The sequence below is a fragment of the Methylobacterium persicinum genome, from assembly GCF_022179525.1.
GTDB lineage: Bacteria > Pseudomonadota > Alphaproteobacteria > Rhizobiales > Beijerinckiaceae > Methylobacterium > Methylobacterium persicinum.
In genome coordinates, this window is record NZ_BPQX01000014.1 from 182301 (window position 1) to 197283 (window position 14983).

Sequence of the window (14983 nt, forward strand, 5' to 3'; positions counted from 1 at the left end):
GCGATGCGCGGAGGTCGCAGGAATTCAATATCACACGCTGCGGCAAGTCTCCGCAGCGGAAATTGATGTAAAGTGCCAGGTATCATCCTGGCGGTCACGAATTAGTGACGCTTGCGGGCGTTCATGGTGCAGCGGTGATGGAAATCGCTGCAGCCCACTAGTTGAAGACCGCTAGATCTCCGATGCCTTTGCCGATCCGCGCCGCCCGTCCGGCCGTCAGCGATAGCGACACCCGACCCGATCCGGTCGGCCGCCTTGCGACCTATCTCGACGGGCTCGATCAGGGCCTGCTCGCGCTGGACGATACGGGCTGCGTCGTCATCGCGACCGGGCCGGCGCGCAGTATCCTCTCCCAGTCCGGCCATGCGTCCGCCGTGGGGATGTCGGGTCGCGCGCTTCTCCGGGTTCTGGCGGCGGCCACCGGCTCGGGACTGAATTTTGGCTTCTCCATGCTCCGTCGTGCGAAAGCCGAGGGTGTCCCCATGCAATGTGAGGCGCAGAGCGGTCAGCACGTGATCTCGGTGCGCATCCAGGCGGTGCCCGACGGGTGGACCGTTCTTCTGGAGGACGTCACCGCCCGACGGATGCTCGAAGCCCAATCGGCCGAGCTCGCCCGCCGTGACCCCCTCACCGGCCTCGCGAACCGGCTGATGTTGCGGGAAAACCTTGATGCCTCCATCGAGCGGCTGGGCCGCTTCGCCGAGCCCTTCGCCCTGTTGCTGCTCGATCTCGACCGCTTCAAGCCGGTCAACGATACGCTGGGACATGCCGTCGGCGACGCGCTCTTGGCCAAAGTCGCTGACCGGCTGCGTTCGGCCGTGCGTGCGACCGACACGGTGGCCCGAGTCGGAGGCGACGAGTTCGTGGTCATCCAGGCCGCCGTCGGGCATCCGGAGGACGCCGCCGTCCTGGCACGCCGACTCGTCGATCTGATCGGCCGAACCTACATCATCGATGGCCAACTGCTTACGATCGGCGCCAGCCTTGGCATCGCTCTGGCACCGCAGGACGGGACGGACGCGGATCGCCTTTTGAAGCAGGCGGATCTCGCCCTGTACCGGGCGAAGCTCGAGGGGCGCGGCACGTACCAGTTCTTCGAGCCGGAGATGGACGTGCGCATGCAGGCCCGGCGCAGGCTGGAGCTCGACATCCGCCAAGCCCTCGCCCGGCGTGAATTCCTGCTGCACTACCAGCCGCAGCTCAACCTTGAGAACCAGCGCCTGACCGGCTGCGAGGCGCTGCTGCGCTGGAAACATCCCGAGCGCGGAACCGTGCCCCCTTCGGAATTCATTCCGCTGGCGGAGGAAGTCGGCCTCATCGTTCCAATCGGTGAATGGGTGATTCGGCAGGCCTGCCGCGACGCCGCGTCGTGGCCGGCCGGAATTACCGTCGCGGTGAATGTCTCTCCTGCGCAATTCAAGAGCGATCGCTTGGTCGAGACAATCGTCTCCGCCCTCGCGATGTCCGGTCTCGCGGCCGACCGCCTGGAGATCGAGATTACCGAAGGGGTGCTTCTGCAGAACAACGAGCGCACCCTCGAAACCCTGCACAGGCTTCGGGCGTTGGGCGTGCGCGTGTCGATGGACGATTTCGGCACGGGATACTCGTCGCTGAGCTATCTCCGCAGCTTTCCCTTCGACAAGATCAAGATCGACCGGTCCTTCGTCAACGATTTGTCCAGTAAGACGGACGGGGATGCGATCATCCGCGCCATCGCCGGCCTCGGCCGGAGCCTCGGCATGACCACGGTCGCCGAGGGCGTCGAGACGGAAGAGCAGATGCGACGGATCCGCGCCGAGGGCTGTACGGATGTGCAGGGCTACCTCATCAGCCGTCCGGTCCCGGTCGAACAACTGCTCCATCTGCTGAATCCCTGAACGGGACTCGCCGCATCACCCGGGGCGACAGCACAGACGGCCCCGATCCGTCCACATCGATCCATAAGAGCCGGCCCATGAGCGAGTTTTACCGCCTCGTCTATGCCAGCAAGAACCTTCTCGAGGGCACCGGGCCGGAGGCACAGGCTGCCGTGGAGGAGATCCTCGCGGCGTCCCGGCGCAACAACGCCCGCGTCGGCGTGACGGGCGCGCTGATGTTCAACCGCAGCGCCTTCGCGCAGGTGCTGGAGGGGCCGCAGAAGGGCGTCGAGGACACGTTCGAGCGCATCCAGCGCGATACGCGTCATGGCGACGTCACGGTGCTGGAATGCCGGCCTGTAAACGAGCGGGCCTTCACGGAGTGGTCGATGGCCTTCGTCGGCCAATCTCCCGCCGGCCATGCCGTGTGGGACAAGCTGGCCGCCCAGAGCGGTTTCGACCTGCGCCGCCTCGACGGCGATGCAGTGTTCCGCATGCTGCACGGTCTCGTGCTGGAGGAGGAGGGTCTGGCCGCAGCCATCGCCGTGCCCCCTCCCCCCTCGCCGGAGGTGAATGCCCTGGCTGAGCGGTCCGAGGCCGAGCAGTCCCTGGCGGGTCTGGACGTGGCGGGCTTGCAGGAGGCGATCGTTCAGCGCCAGCCCCCCGCGCCCGCCCGCGTTATGGTCGATGCGGAGACGCCGCTCCAGGGGCGGCTGACGGGGGACGCCGCAGCGGTTGCCATCCTGAAGGCGGCCCTCGCAGAGGAGCGAAGCCGGACGGCAGCCCTGCGGGGCAACATCGACACCCTCCGCATCGCCCTGGCCCAGAGCGAGGGCCGACTCGCCCATTTCCGGCAACAGCGTGACCTCTGGCGGCACCGGGCCCGGGTCCTGACGACGGCCCTGTGCGATGATCTGGACGGCCCGGCCGATGCCGAGGAGGCGCCTACATCGACGGTCGGCGAGGAGATACGCCCACACCGCGCCGTAGCCTGAAACGCGGGACCATCGGACCCGGGGCGGGACTGCGATGCGCCGTAGGGCTTCCTCGGCTTTCCGAGCGCATGAAAGGAGAGCGTCGACGGGGTGTCGCGCCGTTGAGAACAGGCGCGCGCGCCGGATGGTCGCTTGCTCCGCGGGCCCCTGGCCGCTAGTGACAGAAGCGGGATATTCGTCGTCCGACCGATCATGACGTACCGGTTGTGGCGGGATGTCCAACAAGGTGTTCACGTTGAACATCATGGGCCTGTAGCTCAATGGTTAGAGCCGACCGCTCATAACGGTCTGGTTGCAGGTTCGAGTCCTGCCGGGCCCACCATTCGACCGACGGAACCGGTTCTGTATTGAGTGCGTGTCGCGCCCAGGCGATGACACCCATCCCCGGATCAGCCATTCCCCTTAAGCCAGACAGGTCGGGCGATCCGGCTTGGCGTAACAAGGCCGCTGAGCGTCCGGCATGGCGTCTGCTCACGCGGCTTGGCGGTATTGCGCGGCGAGCGACGCGATCAGATCGTCCCCGAGGTGATCCGCTTCGATCAGCTTCACACCGAATAAGTCGAGGTTGGCATGGCTGACGATGCCGCTGCGGGCGCGGCCGTCGCCGAAATCGATCGTCACCGACATGGCCGGCGTCACCTCCACGCCGGGTAAGCACACCATCGCTCCGCCCCTGCTCACATTCTCCAGCCGGGCGTCGCGGGGCCGGCCGTCGATGTGAACGCGAACTGGGGCGTTCGTGGGAAAGCGCTCGGTTGCACGCCGTTCCGAAATCGCCCGGACCACCCCCTCCAGCTTCTGGCTGAAGGCCCCGGCCTCTCCGAGGAGATCTTCGGCGAACTGCGCCAGCTCGGTCGCAAGGCGGTCGGTCTCCGTCGCGGCGGCCGGCAAGGAACTCAATCCCTTGATCGCGACCTGCGTGCGGTCGGTGGAAATCTGCACGGTGCGGTCGATCTCTGAGGTCGTCGCGCTTTGCTCTTCCACAGCGCTGGCGATCGCCGAGGCCGCGACGGTCATGGTCGTGATCGTTTCGTCGACGCCCTCCATCGCCGTGAGCACATCGTGGGAAGCCTTGCGCAAAGCCGCGACTTGCTGGCCGATCTCGGCCGTTGCCTTGCCGGTCTGCTCGGCCAGCTCCTTCACCTCGGTTGCCACGACGGCGAAGCCTCGACCGGCCGCGCCTGCCCGGGCGGCCTCGATCGTCGCGTTGAGGGCGAGCAGATTGGTCTGGCCCGCGATCCCGCTGATGAGGTCGCTGAAGCTGCCGATGCGTGCACTCACCTCGTCGAGGAGTATCGCCAGCGAACGGGCTGCATGAACCCGGTCCTGCGCCTGCCGTACAACCGCATTGGATTGCGTTGCCTGGCTGGCGATCTCCGCCACCGACGCCGACAGTTGGGTGACCGCTGCGGCGACCCCGGAGAATTCCGAGACCGAACCTTCCAGGCTCTCGACGGATTGATCTAGTTGCTCGCGGGTCGAGCTGGCATGGCGACGGACGTGCTTGGTCGAGGCGCCCATCACGCCGGCGAGTTCCTGGAAGCGCCCCATGGCATGCTGGGTGGATGACGTGATTTGCTCCGAGATCTCCATCATGTGGGCGACCCAGGCATCGCGCTCGACGGCGCGATCGGCGTTGGCCGCTTCGGCGATCTGAGCCGCGGTGCGGTCGCGGTAATGCACGACGGCGCGGGCTAGCTCCGCGATCTCGTCGCTGCCTTTCGCCTCCGGGACGTCGGCGGCGACATCGTGGTCGGCCAGGGTCTGGATGCGCAGGCCGAGATTCTCGAGCGTCCCCACGATTGAGCGGCCCAGGAACCACGCGATCAGGAAGGCTGCGGCCGCGACGCCGAATCCCACGGCGCCCGGGACGATCATGGCGCCATAGAATCCGTCGATGCGGGCCTTAAGCAACCGGTCGAGTTCGTCCGTGGCGCTCGTCTGAAGGCGATCAAGGGCGGCGTTCACCGTGGCGACCGCATCCTCGAACGCCGCCACCTCTGCCTCTGGCCGACGCCCGGCCTCATGGGCCTGCATGAGATCGTCGGCCGTCGAGAACAGGGTCTTGTAGGCAGCCTGGAAAGCCGCCAGCGGCTCCGCCAGCGCCCGCTTCGTGTCCCCGGCATTGGCAGCGAAGGCCTTGGCCAGGGAACGTTCGACCCCCTCAAGATTGGCCCGCAACTTACCCAGGTCGATGAGCGTCGCGGCGTAATCGGCCTTGGATACGGTCGTCCGCCCGGCCTGTTCCCGGGCTTGGCCGAGGAGCTTCCAGTTCAATTCCAGCATTTCGGGCATCCGCACCACGGCGGCGTCCATCACGTAAAAGGAGTCGAGGTCTGGATCGAGCAGCAGGTTCGACCCGTCGCCCACCGCATCGATGAGAGCGTGCGCCGCCGCGACCTGGGCCGCGCGGTCGGAGCCAGACAGGGCCTTGCCGAGGTCTTGGCCGGCCGCGACGGCCTTGTTCGCCTCGGCCAGGGCCAGGTTCGCGGCCCGTTCGGCCTTCAACATCTGCGGGCCCAGGACCGCCCCCGCAGGCAGGGCAACGGACTGGAGCATAACCGGCCACACCGTTCTGATCTGTGCGATGCCCGACCTTTCCGCATCGGCGAACCGGACATTGGTCATCGCCTGCTGCACGTACAGCGCCGCAAACAGGGTGATCGGAAGCAGGAATAAGCTCACCGTGGCGATGAGCTTGCGCCGGATCGTCAACCTGCCCATTGAATTCTGCCCCCGTCGATTACAAACGCGAACCCATCGCCTAATTAATTCCATGTATTTACTCATCGAGGCTTAAAGCGCGGACTGTTATAGAAAAATATAAGACACAAATAGACTTATCGGGGGCTCGGTCGTACCGGGTCGCAGCAAGATTGCTGCTGCGTCTGACGGCTTGCAAGTCATCGAGTATTTGTAAAGCATTGTGGGGAGCATACAAACATCGGCGGTGCAGCCGATCGCCAAGCACGGTGCCGGTCGAATACCGGCATTCGAATCCGACCGAATTGCTGCACAACGCGGTGAGTTTTAATGGCCGGAGCGGCCTATCCCCAGGTTCGCCTATCCCGAATGTCCGACTGGGACGCGACAGGAGGATCGACCCGCCGTTGCCCCTCAGCGCCCCCGTCGGGCGTGCAGCACCGCAAATCGGGAACGGCTCAGGTTTTGTTTCACGCTGGATCGATGGTGCAATATTGGACCAACTTGTTGTTGTAGACATCGTTTTGTGCAATAAATAAGCCCTGCGATTCGGCATAATATGGATCGAAAACTATCATATAGAATGGATAAGTCGGAAATGAAGCGCCTCGATTGCCGCTTCGCAGATGGGGCGTGAGGCCAGCAGCGAGAGGTACTGGGATGGATCACGATACGATGCGCCGGGCGAGCGCCGAGTTCTTCGGCACCTTCTGGCTAACGTTCGGCGGCTGCGGCGCCGCCATCCTCTCCGCGGCATTCCCCGAACTTGGGATCGGCTTCCTTGGGGTCGCGTTTGCCTTCGGTCTCACCGTTCTCACGATGGCCTATGCCGTCGGCCACATCTCGGGCGGCCACTTCAATCCCGCCGTCACGCTCGGCCTATGGTCGGCCCACCGGTGTGCGAGCCGGCATGTGCTACCCTACATCGTCGCGCAGGTGATCGGTGCCGTCCTCGCGGCATTCGTCCTCTACAGCATCGCTTCCGGCAAGCCGGACTGGGTCGCGAATGGTTTCGCCTCCAACGGCTACGGCGCGCTCAGCCCCGGTAAGTACAACCTCACGGCCTGCCTGATCACCGAATTCCTGACGACATTCTTCTTCCTGTTCATCATCATCGGGACGACGTCGAAGGGCGCCGCCGTGGGCTTTGCCGGAATCCCGATCGGTTTTGCCCTTGTGCTGATTCACCTGATCTCGATCCCGGTGACCAACACTTCGGTCAATCCGGCCCGCAGCACGGGTCCGGCGCTGATTGCCGGCGGTGAGTACATCGGGCAGCTCTGGCTGTTCTGGGTCGCGCCGATCGTCGGGGCCATGGCGGCAGGGGCCTTAGCCCGCTGGTTGTACGAACCTGCGGATGTGGTCGAGACACGGGTCGTCGAGAAACGGGCCACGGTCTGAGGCGGCCCCACGAAGTCTCCGTCAATCCATCCCGACTGGGAGGTTCATCGGGGAATACGGCGTCTTTGACAGACCTCGTCCACCCACCCCGTCTTTGCGAGCGGAGCGAAGCAATCCAGGGCAGCGGGACACATCAGAACTGAGCGGATCCCTGGGTTGCTTCGCTCCGCTCGCAATGACCGTGGAGATGACGTGATCCAAGTTTCCCGGAAAACGCTCTAAGAACGATCCGCGAAGGGTGGGACCAGACGCCACCAGTCGTGGGACTGCTCGTACCCATGTGCGACGCGCAGGAGCATAGCCTCGGCGAAGGGCTTGGCGGCGATCTGCAGGCTGATCGGGAGGCCGCGCCGATCGAGGCCGCAGGGCAATGCGATCGCGGGCAGCCCGGTCAGATTGAACGGATAGGTGAGCCGCCAGGACGCTGCGAGGACGCTTTCCGGTCGCCCGGCGATCGTGACCGCCGACTCGTCGGTTCGCCAAGCGGTCAAGGGCGACGCGGGCGTGACGATCACGTCCGCCCTGTCCAGCACGGCGGCCATCTCGGCCATGATCAGCGCCCGCGCCTGTTCGGCCCGGAGGTAGTCCGGCCCGGTGACGAAGCGGCCCATCTCCACGAGGTCGCGGACATCCTCCGCGAAGCCCGCCACATGGCCCTGCGCGAGGCTGCGGTCGTGGTAGGCCGTGGAGGAGGAAAGCTCGATGGCGTAGATGGCACCGAGCCCGTAGCGCAGGGACGGCACCGTGACGTCCCGCACCGTGCAGCCCTTTTCCGCGAAGAACCGGATCGCGCCCTCAACGGCGGTGGCGACGTCTTCGTCAACCGCATCGAAGAAGTGGTTGCGGATCACCGCCACCCGCAACCCACGGACCGGATCGCCGAGACCGGCCGTATAATCCGACAGCGGAACCGAAGCGGTGGCCGGGTCGGCCTGGTCCGGTCCCGCCAGGGTCTGGAGCAGGAGCGCCGCATCGGCCACCGTCCGGGTCAGGGGGCCGGCATGGTCGAGGGACCAGGAATGCGGGACGATCCCCGAGCGTCCGATCCGCCCGTAGGTAGGCTTGAGGCCGACGACGCCGCACAGGGCGGCCGGGATCCGGATGGAGCCGCCCGTGTCCGAACCGAGGGCCGCCGGGCAGAGCCGCGCCGCCACCGCCGCGCCCGAGCCGCCGCTGGAGCCGCCCGGCACCCGGTTGAGGTCCCAGGGGTTGCGGGTCGGGGGGGTGACCATGCCCCAGGCGAATTCGTGCATCCGCAGCTTGCCGAGGATGATCGCCCCCGCGGCCCGAAGCTTCGCCACGGCGTGGCTGTCCTCCCGGGGGAAGGTCAGGGCCTCCACCGCCGTGCCAGCCCGGGTCGGCAGATCGGCGCTGGTGTAGTTGTCCTTGATTCCGACGGGAATGCCGTGGAGCGGGCCCCGCGGCCCTGAACGGGCGATCTCGGCATCCGCCGCACGGGCCGCGTCGAGGGCCGCCGACGAGAGGCAGACGAAGCTCTTGAGGTCGCCGTCGAGGCGGCCGATCCGGTCCAGGCAGGCGCCGACAAGGTCGGTGCTCGACAGTTCCCCCGCCGCGATCCGCCGGGCGAGTTCGGTGATCGGCAACCCGCACAGGGCGTCAGTCATGGCTCACTTGCCGATAGGGAAGGCTCGGATCGAAGACGATGGGCGGGTGAACCTGCGCGAGGTCGAGGTCGCGAAGGGTCTCGATCTCCTTCAGGACCGGGGCAAACTGCGCCTGCAGATATGCGGCGCGGTCGGACGGCGCGCCGGGCCGCTCGCCGGGGGGCTTCAGCAGCATCGCGGCGACCTCGTCCGGCAGGGCGCCGGCCGGGCCGTCCTTGCGCGGCATCCCCGCCACGAAGGGCACGAGCTGCGCCCTCGCCACGGCGAGGATCCGGCGTAGCTGCGCGATGGGGGTAGCGTGGTCGTCCACCCGCAGGTCAAGACAGGGATAATCCTCGCGCTCGACGATCCTGAGCGCCGCCGACTGCTTGCCGCGCCGGTCGCCGCCGGCCCCGTCGCCGGCTTCCAGGGCGCGCATCAGCCGCTCGTCGAGCGCGCAGGCGGCGCTGTTCTCGAAGGCCCGGGCCATGGCGTCGATCACCTCGGGCGAGACCAGCATGTTGCCCTGCACGGCGTAACCGGCCCCGGTGCGATGCTTGGCTTCCGCGGTGCAGCCCTCCCCGGTCCAAGCGGCCCCTGCCCCGGCGGCATCCACCAGTCCGATCTGGCGCAGATCCGCCCGGTCGTCGGTGGCTAGCGCCGCCGCCAGGGCCGCCTCCGCCCCCGCGCCCCCGGCGAGGCCGTCGAGGATGCGTAGGGCGAGGTAGGGGTTCACCCAGGACTGAGTTGTGACGGCTCCGACCCCCGCCCGCAGGTATGGGCAGAGGGCGCCCACCGCGGGGACCGCGCTCGCCACCGCGACGCCGAGCTGCCCGGTCCGGGGGCACCGGGCGGCGATGGAGAAGGTGTTGAGTTCCATGATGCGTCACACCGCGAGGTGGTCGATGACGCGCTCCCGCGCGTCCGAAGCCTTGGCGGACCCGCTGTCCACGATCTCGCCCAGCTTGAGCACGGCGTAACGGTCGGCGAGACCGAGGGCGAAGGCGACATGCTGCTCCACCACCAGCATGGACAGGCCCGCGTCCCGCTCCGCGAGGAGCACCTTGCGCAGGCGCTCGACCATGGAGGGCTGAATGCCTTCGGAGATCTCGTCGATCAGCAAAAGGCGCGGCCGCAGCATCAGCGCGCGACCGAGGATCAGCATCTTCTGCTCGCCCCCCGACAGTGTCCCGGCCCGCTGGCCGAGCCGCTCTTTCAGGAAGGGGAAGTGGCCGAAGAGCCGCTCCAGGGCCCCGGGCAGCATCCGGTCCGAGGGAACTGCGAGGCGCAGGTTGTCGCGAATCGAAAGATCCTGGAACAGGGGTTGCTCCTGCGGCGCGTAGCCGACGCCGAGCGCTACGAGCTTGGCCGGGGAAAGGCCGGAGAGGGCCTGTCCGCCGATGGTGATGCCGCCGCCGCGGAGTGCCACCATGCCGAGGACGGTCTTGAGCAGGGTCGTCTTGCCCATGCCGTTCTTGCCGAGCAGGGCGACGATCTCCCCCTGCCCGACCGACAGGGTCACGCCCTTCACGATCGAGATGGCCCCGTAGCCGCTCGACACGTCGTCGAGGGCCAGCGCCGCCCCCACCGGTTCGCTCCGCCGTGCTGCCTCAGGCATGGGCCCCTCCCGAGTAGATGGTCCGGACCAGTTCGGAGCCGACCACCTCGTCGACCGTTCCGTCGAGGACCAGCCGGCCCTGGTGCAGCACCACGATCCGCGAGGAGATCTCGCGCACGAAGTCGAGGTCGTGCTCCACCAGCACGGCGGCGATCCGTCCCCCGGCGGTGAGGGCCTTGAGGACGCTGCCGATGGTGGTCCGCTCGGCCTTGGTCAGGCCGGCGGTGGGCTCGTCGAGGAGGATGAGACGTGGCTCCAGGGCCACCACCATGGCGAGTTCCAGGGCCTGCTTCTGGCCGTGGGAGAGAAGGCGTGTCGGCCGGGTGAGCAGGCGGTCGAGGCCCGTCATCCGTAGGACGTCGAGGGCGGCCTGGGGCAGGCCGAGGGTCGGGGCTTGGCTGAGCGGGCTCAGGCCATCATGGGAGGCCCGGGCGAGGCGGAGGCAATCGGCCACCGACAGGCTCTCGAACACGCTCGCCACCTGGAACTTGCGCCCGACCCCGAGGCCGACGATCCGGTTCGGCGTCAGCCCGGTGGTGGGCGTGCCGCCGATGGCGATGGCGCCGCGGAACGGCTCCGTCCCGTCGCTGAGGCAGCGCATCAGCGTGGTCTTGCCGGCGCCGTTGGGCCCGACGAGGCTCACGAGCTCGCCCGCCCGGATCTCCAGGTCGATGCCCTCCAGCACGGTCAGGCTGCCGTAGCTCTTGGCGAGGCCCTGGACCTTGAGGATCGGGGCCTCCGCCGTGCTGGTGGCGGACCCGGCCTCCCGCGCCGCCAGGGCGGGGGCGGCCTGCCCGGTCCGCCCGACGGGCAGCGCCCGCCACAGGCGTCCGACGGGATCGGCCAGCCCGCCGGGCAGCAGGATGATGATCGCGACGAAGGCGGTGCCCAGGAGAAGCTGCCACAGGAAGGGCAGGTCTCCCGAGAGGTTCGCGGCGAGGTAGTCGATGGCGATGGTGCCGATCACCGGGCCGAGGAGCGTGCCGCGCCCGCCGAGGGCAACCCAGATCACCAGTTCGGTGCCGAACAGGAAGCCGGCATTCTCCGGGGCGACGACCCCGGACGCGTTGGCGAACAGGAAGCCCGCGAGCCCGGCCACGGCGGCCAGCGCCGTCGTGAGAAGGATCTGCAGCCGCCGGGGGTTGAGGCCGAGATAGGCGCAGCGCGCCTCGTTGTCCTTCAGGGCTACGAGGGCCCGCCCGGCATCCGACTGGACGAGGATCCACGCGGCGAGGGTGACGGCGACGAGCACCAGGGCCGCGAGGCGGAAATAACCCTCGATCTCGAAGGGCAGCACGTCGAAGCCGACGAGGCCGCTGCTGGAGCCGGTCCATTCGCCCCCCGAATAGATCAGCTGCGTGACGACGATCGGGACGACGAGGGAGATCACCGACGCATAGAGGGGGGTCGAGCGGTGGTAGAAGGACAGCCACCCGACGACGAGGCCGAGGAGCGCCGGCGCGGCGACCGCGGTGGCCAAAGCAGCTGCGATGCCGACGGGCGTCGCGCCATAGGCGCCGAGGATCATCGCCGCCGCGTAGGCGCCGACGCCGAAGAACGCGGCCTGCCCGAAGGTCAGGATGCCGGCAAATCCCCACAGCAGATCCACGGTGACGGCCAGCACCGCGTAGATCATCGACCGGGTCAGGACGTTGACCGCGAAGGTGTCGAGGAAGGCCGGCGCGATCCAGAGGGCCAGGGACGCCAGCACCGCCGCGACGAAGGGGGCCGCCCGGGAGAGCCGGCTCCGGGAGCGCGGGGCGACGGCGGCGCGCTCCGCCGCGGGGATCGTCTCAAGCACGGGAGAAACCTTTCGGGCTGACGCGCAGGACGAGGGCCGCGAGGACCGCGACGGCGATGCTGCCGAGGATCGGGCTCACGAAGGTACTGATGAGCACCTGGGCCGCCCCGAAGACGAGGCAGGCCGCCGCCAGCGCCAGGAAGGAGGCGTCGGCCACCATCACCAGCATGAAGGCGCCGATCAGCCAGGAGACGCCCATGTTGGGATCGACGCTGGTGAGCGGCGTCAGCAGGACGCCCGCCAGGGCGGCGAGACCGGCGCCGACCATGAACACCACGAGCCGGACCCGCCCCGTGTCGATGCCGAGGCTACGGGCCAACGTCTCGTTCATGATCACCGCCCGGGCCGAGAGCCCGAGCCGCGTCCGCTCGATGGTGAGGGCGAACAACGTCCCGATGACCAGGGCGATGCCCAGCGCCACGAGGCGATAGGCCGAATACTCGACGCCACCGAAGGCGACGGTCCCCGCGAACAGGTTCGGGGTCAGCTGCACGTCCCGGCCGAAGGCGAGGGTGATGAGCTGGCCGACCACGATGCCGAGGCCCCAGGTAGCGAGGATCGCGTCCAAGGGCCGGCGGTAGAGGGGGCGGATGATGAAGTGCTCCGCCAGCCCGCCCAGCACCGCGCCGACGACGAAGGCGAGCGGCAGGGCCAACCAGGGGTTCAGCCCGAGCTTGGCCGTCACCACGGCACAATAGGCACCCACCGTCAGCCACGCCCCGTGGGCGAAGTTGATGATCTTCAGGACGCCGAAGATCGCCAGCAATCCGATCGAGACGATGAACAGGATCGCCGCGGTGGTGAGGATGTCGAGGAGGAGCAGCATCGGGGCTTCCGAGTGTGCGATGGGCGTCGGACGAAGTCGGAAGACCCCGTCAGCTCATTGTAGCTTCGGGCACTGGTCGCCGGGATCGACGTCCTTGAAGGTGCCGGCGACCTTGACCGTGCCGTCCGCCTGGATCTGGCCGAGATACATGGTCAGCGGCGCATGGTGCTGCTTGCTCATGCGGATCGTGCCCCGGGGTCCGGTGACGCTCACCGTGGGCAGGGCTTCGAGGACCTTCGCCGTCTCGGTGCCCCCCGCCTTCTCGACGGCGGCCTTGTAGAGGTAGATCGCCTCGTATTCCGGCACCGAGAGGTCGTTGGGCGTCCGCAGCTCGCCGCCGAACTTCTTCTTCATCGCCTCCAGAAAGGTCTTGTTCTCCGGGCTGTCGATTCCGGTGACGTAGGAGGCCGAGAGGTACACGCCCTCCGCGTCGGCGCCCATGCTCTTGGCCGTGCCCTCGTCCAGGGCGAGGTTGGCGAAGGGCAGAGTGACGCCCGCGCCCCGGAGCTGCTTGGTGAGCGTCACGTTCGGCGCGCCACCCGCCGTGGAGGTGATCAGCGCATCAGGCTTGGCTTCCTTCAGCTTGGAGATGATCGCGGTCCAGTCGCTGCCGTCCATCGGCAGGTATTCCTCGCCGACCACCTTGCCGCCGGTCTTCTCGACATAGCCCTTTGCAAAGCCGAGCATGCCGCGGCCGAAGGCGTAGTCGCTGCCGATGAGGAAGTAGGTCTTGGCACCCTTCGCCTTGAAGGCGTCGACCACCGGGGGCACCTGCTGTTCGGGCACCCAGGCATCCACGAACAGGTTCTTGTTGCAGGAATGGCCCTCGTAGAACGAGGTGTAGATGTACGGCACGCGGCCCTTGGTGACTGCGGGAAGGCCGGCATTGCGGGCGGCGCTGGTCTCCATCGAGATCAGGACATCGACCTTCTTCTGGTAGATCAGCCCGTCGAAGGCCTTCTGAGCGCCGGCCGCGCCGGACGCGTCGTCGGCCACCTCCAGCACGAGCTTGCGGCCGAGCACGCCGCCCTTGGCGTTGATCTCCTCCACGGCGAGTTCGGCCGACTGGACCACCGAGGGGGCGACGACACTGTTGGCGCCCGACAGTCCGATCGGGACGCCGATGACGATCGGCTTGCCGTCCGCGGCCTGCGCGGTGGAGGCTGCGAGCATGAGGGCAACGGTACCGATGAGACGATGTTTCAGCATGGTCTGGCTCCTCGAAACGGTTGGGGGACGGGGCGTCTGGCCTCAGCCGTAGATGTCGGTGCGGCGGTCGCGCAGGAGGGAGTTGAAGGCGTTCAGGTCCTTGCGGCCGGCCTCGTCGAGGTCGACGAGGGCCGAGAGGGTCTCGGTGCGGTCGCGACTCGCCGGGCCGGCCAGGGGCCAGCCCTTCGGCCCGATGATCAGGCTCTGCCCTTCGAAGGGCTGGCCCCGCTCGGTGCCGACCCGGTCGGCGCAGGCGATGAACAGGCCGTTGGAGTGGGCGGCGGCCCGGTGAAGCGTGTTGGCCATGGCGGCCTCGCCCTCGGGCTGGTCGGGCATCGGCACCCAGTTGGTGGGAATGCAGACGATCTCGGCGCCGCCGAGCGCCAGTTGCCGGAAGGTCTCCGGGAACCAGCCGTCGTAGCAGATCGCGACGCCGACCCTGCCGACCGCCGTGTCGAAGACCGGGAAGCCGAGGTCGCCCTTGGCGAAGTAGACGTTCTCCTGATCCCAGAGATGGGCCTTCCGGTAGGTGCCGATGTACCCCTCCGGACCGACGATCACCGCGGCGTTGTAGAGGACGTCCCCTCCCCGCTCGGCGATTCCCGCCACGATGTGGATGCCGAGTTCCCGCGCCAGCGCCGCCCAGGCCCTGGTCGTCGGCCCGTCGGGCACGGGCTCGGCGAGGGAGTTGGCCTCCTCCTGCGAGGCGAAGACGTAGCCCGTGCTGGCAAGTTCCGGCAGGACGATCAGCCCGCTGCCCTCCGCCGCCGCGGCGCGGACGAGCCGGGAGGCCTCGGCCATGTTCGCATCGACCGCGCCGATTTCCGGCGCGAATTGGATGCAAGACACCCGTATTGGCGGGCGTGCGGGACCGTTCGCTTGGATCATGACTGCTCCAAAACGCAAAAAGCCTCTGGGCGCGGACATCATCCGCGGTCCAGAGGCTCCAAAGCCGAGATGTGATGCAGCA

Annotated in this window: 12 protein-coding genes and 1 tRNA gene; 5 read left to right on the forward strand and 8 right to left on the reverse strand. The window is 67.7% G+C overall.

Translation table 11 applies throughout. The features are described from left to right. Nucleotides 1–182: 182 nt before the first annotated feature. The 3 genes from MFF22_RS05505 to MFF22_RS05515 all read left to right on the forward strand — a co-directional run bounded on the left by MFF22_RS05505 (nucleotide 183) and on the right by MFF22_RS05515 (nucleotide 3173). Nucleotides 183–1877 carry a putative bifunctional diguanylate cyclase/phosphodiesterase gene (locus tag MFF22_RS05505; RefSeq protein WP_238247968.1) on the forward strand — a complete coding sequence of 565 codons (1695 nt, stop codon included), beginning with the start codon at nucleotides 183–185 and terminating at the stop codon, nucleotides 1875–1877. Nucleotides 1878–1954: 77 nt separating this feature from the next. Continuing rightward, nucleotides 1955–2851, forward strand: coding sequence for a BLUF domain-containing protein (locus MFF22_RS05510; RefSeq protein WP_238247969.1), 897 nt, complete (start codon nucleotides 1955–1957; stop codon nucleotides 2849–2851). A gap of 246 nt (nucleotides 2852–3097) precedes the next feature. Next, nucleotides 3098–3173: transfer RNA gene (locus tag MFF22_RS05515), tRNA-Ile, on the forward strand. Between the two features lie 149 nt (nucleotides 3174–3322). Here the strand turns inward: MFF22_RS05515 and MFF22_RS05520 are convergent. Continuing rightward, a complete protein-coding gene (locus MFF22_RS05520; RefSeq protein WP_238247970.1) occupies nucleotides 3323–5221 on the reverse strand; it encodes a methyl-accepting chemotaxis protein in 1899 nt (632 codons plus the stop codon). 15 nt (nucleotides 5222–5236) lie between these two features. Here MFF22_RS05520 and MFF22_RS05525 point away from each other — a divergent pair, with 15 nt between their 5' ends. Both MFF22_RS05525 and aqpZ read left to right on the forward strand, forming a co-directional pair. Then, on the forward strand, nucleotides 5237–5530 hold the full coding sequence (locus tag MFF22_RS05525; protein WP_238247971.1) for a hypothetical protein: 294 nt from the start codon (nucleotides 5237–5239) through the stop codon (nucleotides 5528–5530). A gap of 684 nt (nucleotides 5531–6214) precedes the next feature. Continuing rightward, nucleotides 6215–6955 (forward strand): aquaporin Z, encoded by a 741-nt coding sequence (aqpZ, locus tag MFF22_RS05530; protein WP_238247972.1) that lies wholly within the window; start codon nucleotides 6215–6217, stop codon nucleotides 6953–6955. 218 nt (nucleotides 6956–7173) lie between these two features. On the opposite strand, the gene MFF22_RS05535 is transcribed toward aqpZ, so the two are convergent. From MFF22_RS05535 to MFF22_RS05565, 7 genes are read right to left on the reverse strand one after another with little or no spacing between them, the layout of a single operon-like run. Further along, nucleotides 7174–8580, reverse strand: a complete 1407-nt coding sequence (locus MFF22_RS05535) for an amidase (RefSeq protein ID WP_238247973.1) — start codon at nucleotides 8578–8580, stop codon at nucleotides 7174–7176. Further along, on the reverse strand, nucleotides 8573–9439 hold the full coding sequence (locus tag MFF22_RS05540; protein ID WP_238247974.1) for a DUF1028 domain-containing protein: 867 nt from the start codon (nucleotides 9437–9439) through the stop codon (nucleotides 8573–8575). Before MFF22_RS05540 ends, MFF22_RS05535 begins: the two co-directional genes overlap by 8 nt. 6 nt (nucleotides 9440–9445) lie before the next feature. After that, on the reverse strand, nucleotides 9446–10177 hold the full coding sequence (locus MFF22_RS05545; protein WP_238247975.1) for an ABC transporter ATP-binding protein: 732 nt from the start codon (nucleotides 10175–10177) through the stop codon (nucleotides 9446–9448). Further along, the gene (locus MFF22_RS05550) at nucleotides 10170–11978 is read right to left on the reverse strand and encodes a branched-chain amino acid ABC transporter ATP-binding protein/permease (protein WP_238247976.1); all 1809 of its coding nucleotides are present in this window, start codon (nucleotides 11976–11978) and stop codon (nucleotides 10170–10172) included. Before MFF22_RS05550 ends, MFF22_RS05545 begins: the two co-directional genes overlap by 8 nt. Further along, nucleotides 11971–12804 (reverse strand): branched-chain amino acid ABC transporter permease, encoded by an 834-nt coding sequence (locus MFF22_RS05555; protein ID WP_238247977.1) that lies wholly within the window; start codon nucleotides 12802–12804, stop codon nucleotides 11971–11973. Before MFF22_RS05555 ends, MFF22_RS05550 begins: the two co-directional genes overlap by 8 nt. Before the next feature lie 54 nt (nucleotides 12805–12858). Next, nucleotides 12859–14013: a substrate-binding protein gene (locus MFF22_RS05560; RefSeq protein ID WP_238247978.1), complete on the reverse strand. Its 1155-nt coding sequence runs from the start codon at nucleotides 14011–14013 to the stop codon at nucleotides 12859–12861. Between the two features lie 42 nt (nucleotides 14014–14055). After that, entirely contained in the window at nucleotides 14056–14901 is an 846-nt protein-coding gene (locus MFF22_RS05565) for a nitrilase family protein (protein WP_238247979.1), read from the reverse strand. Nucleotides 14902–14983: the final 82 nt, after the last annotated feature.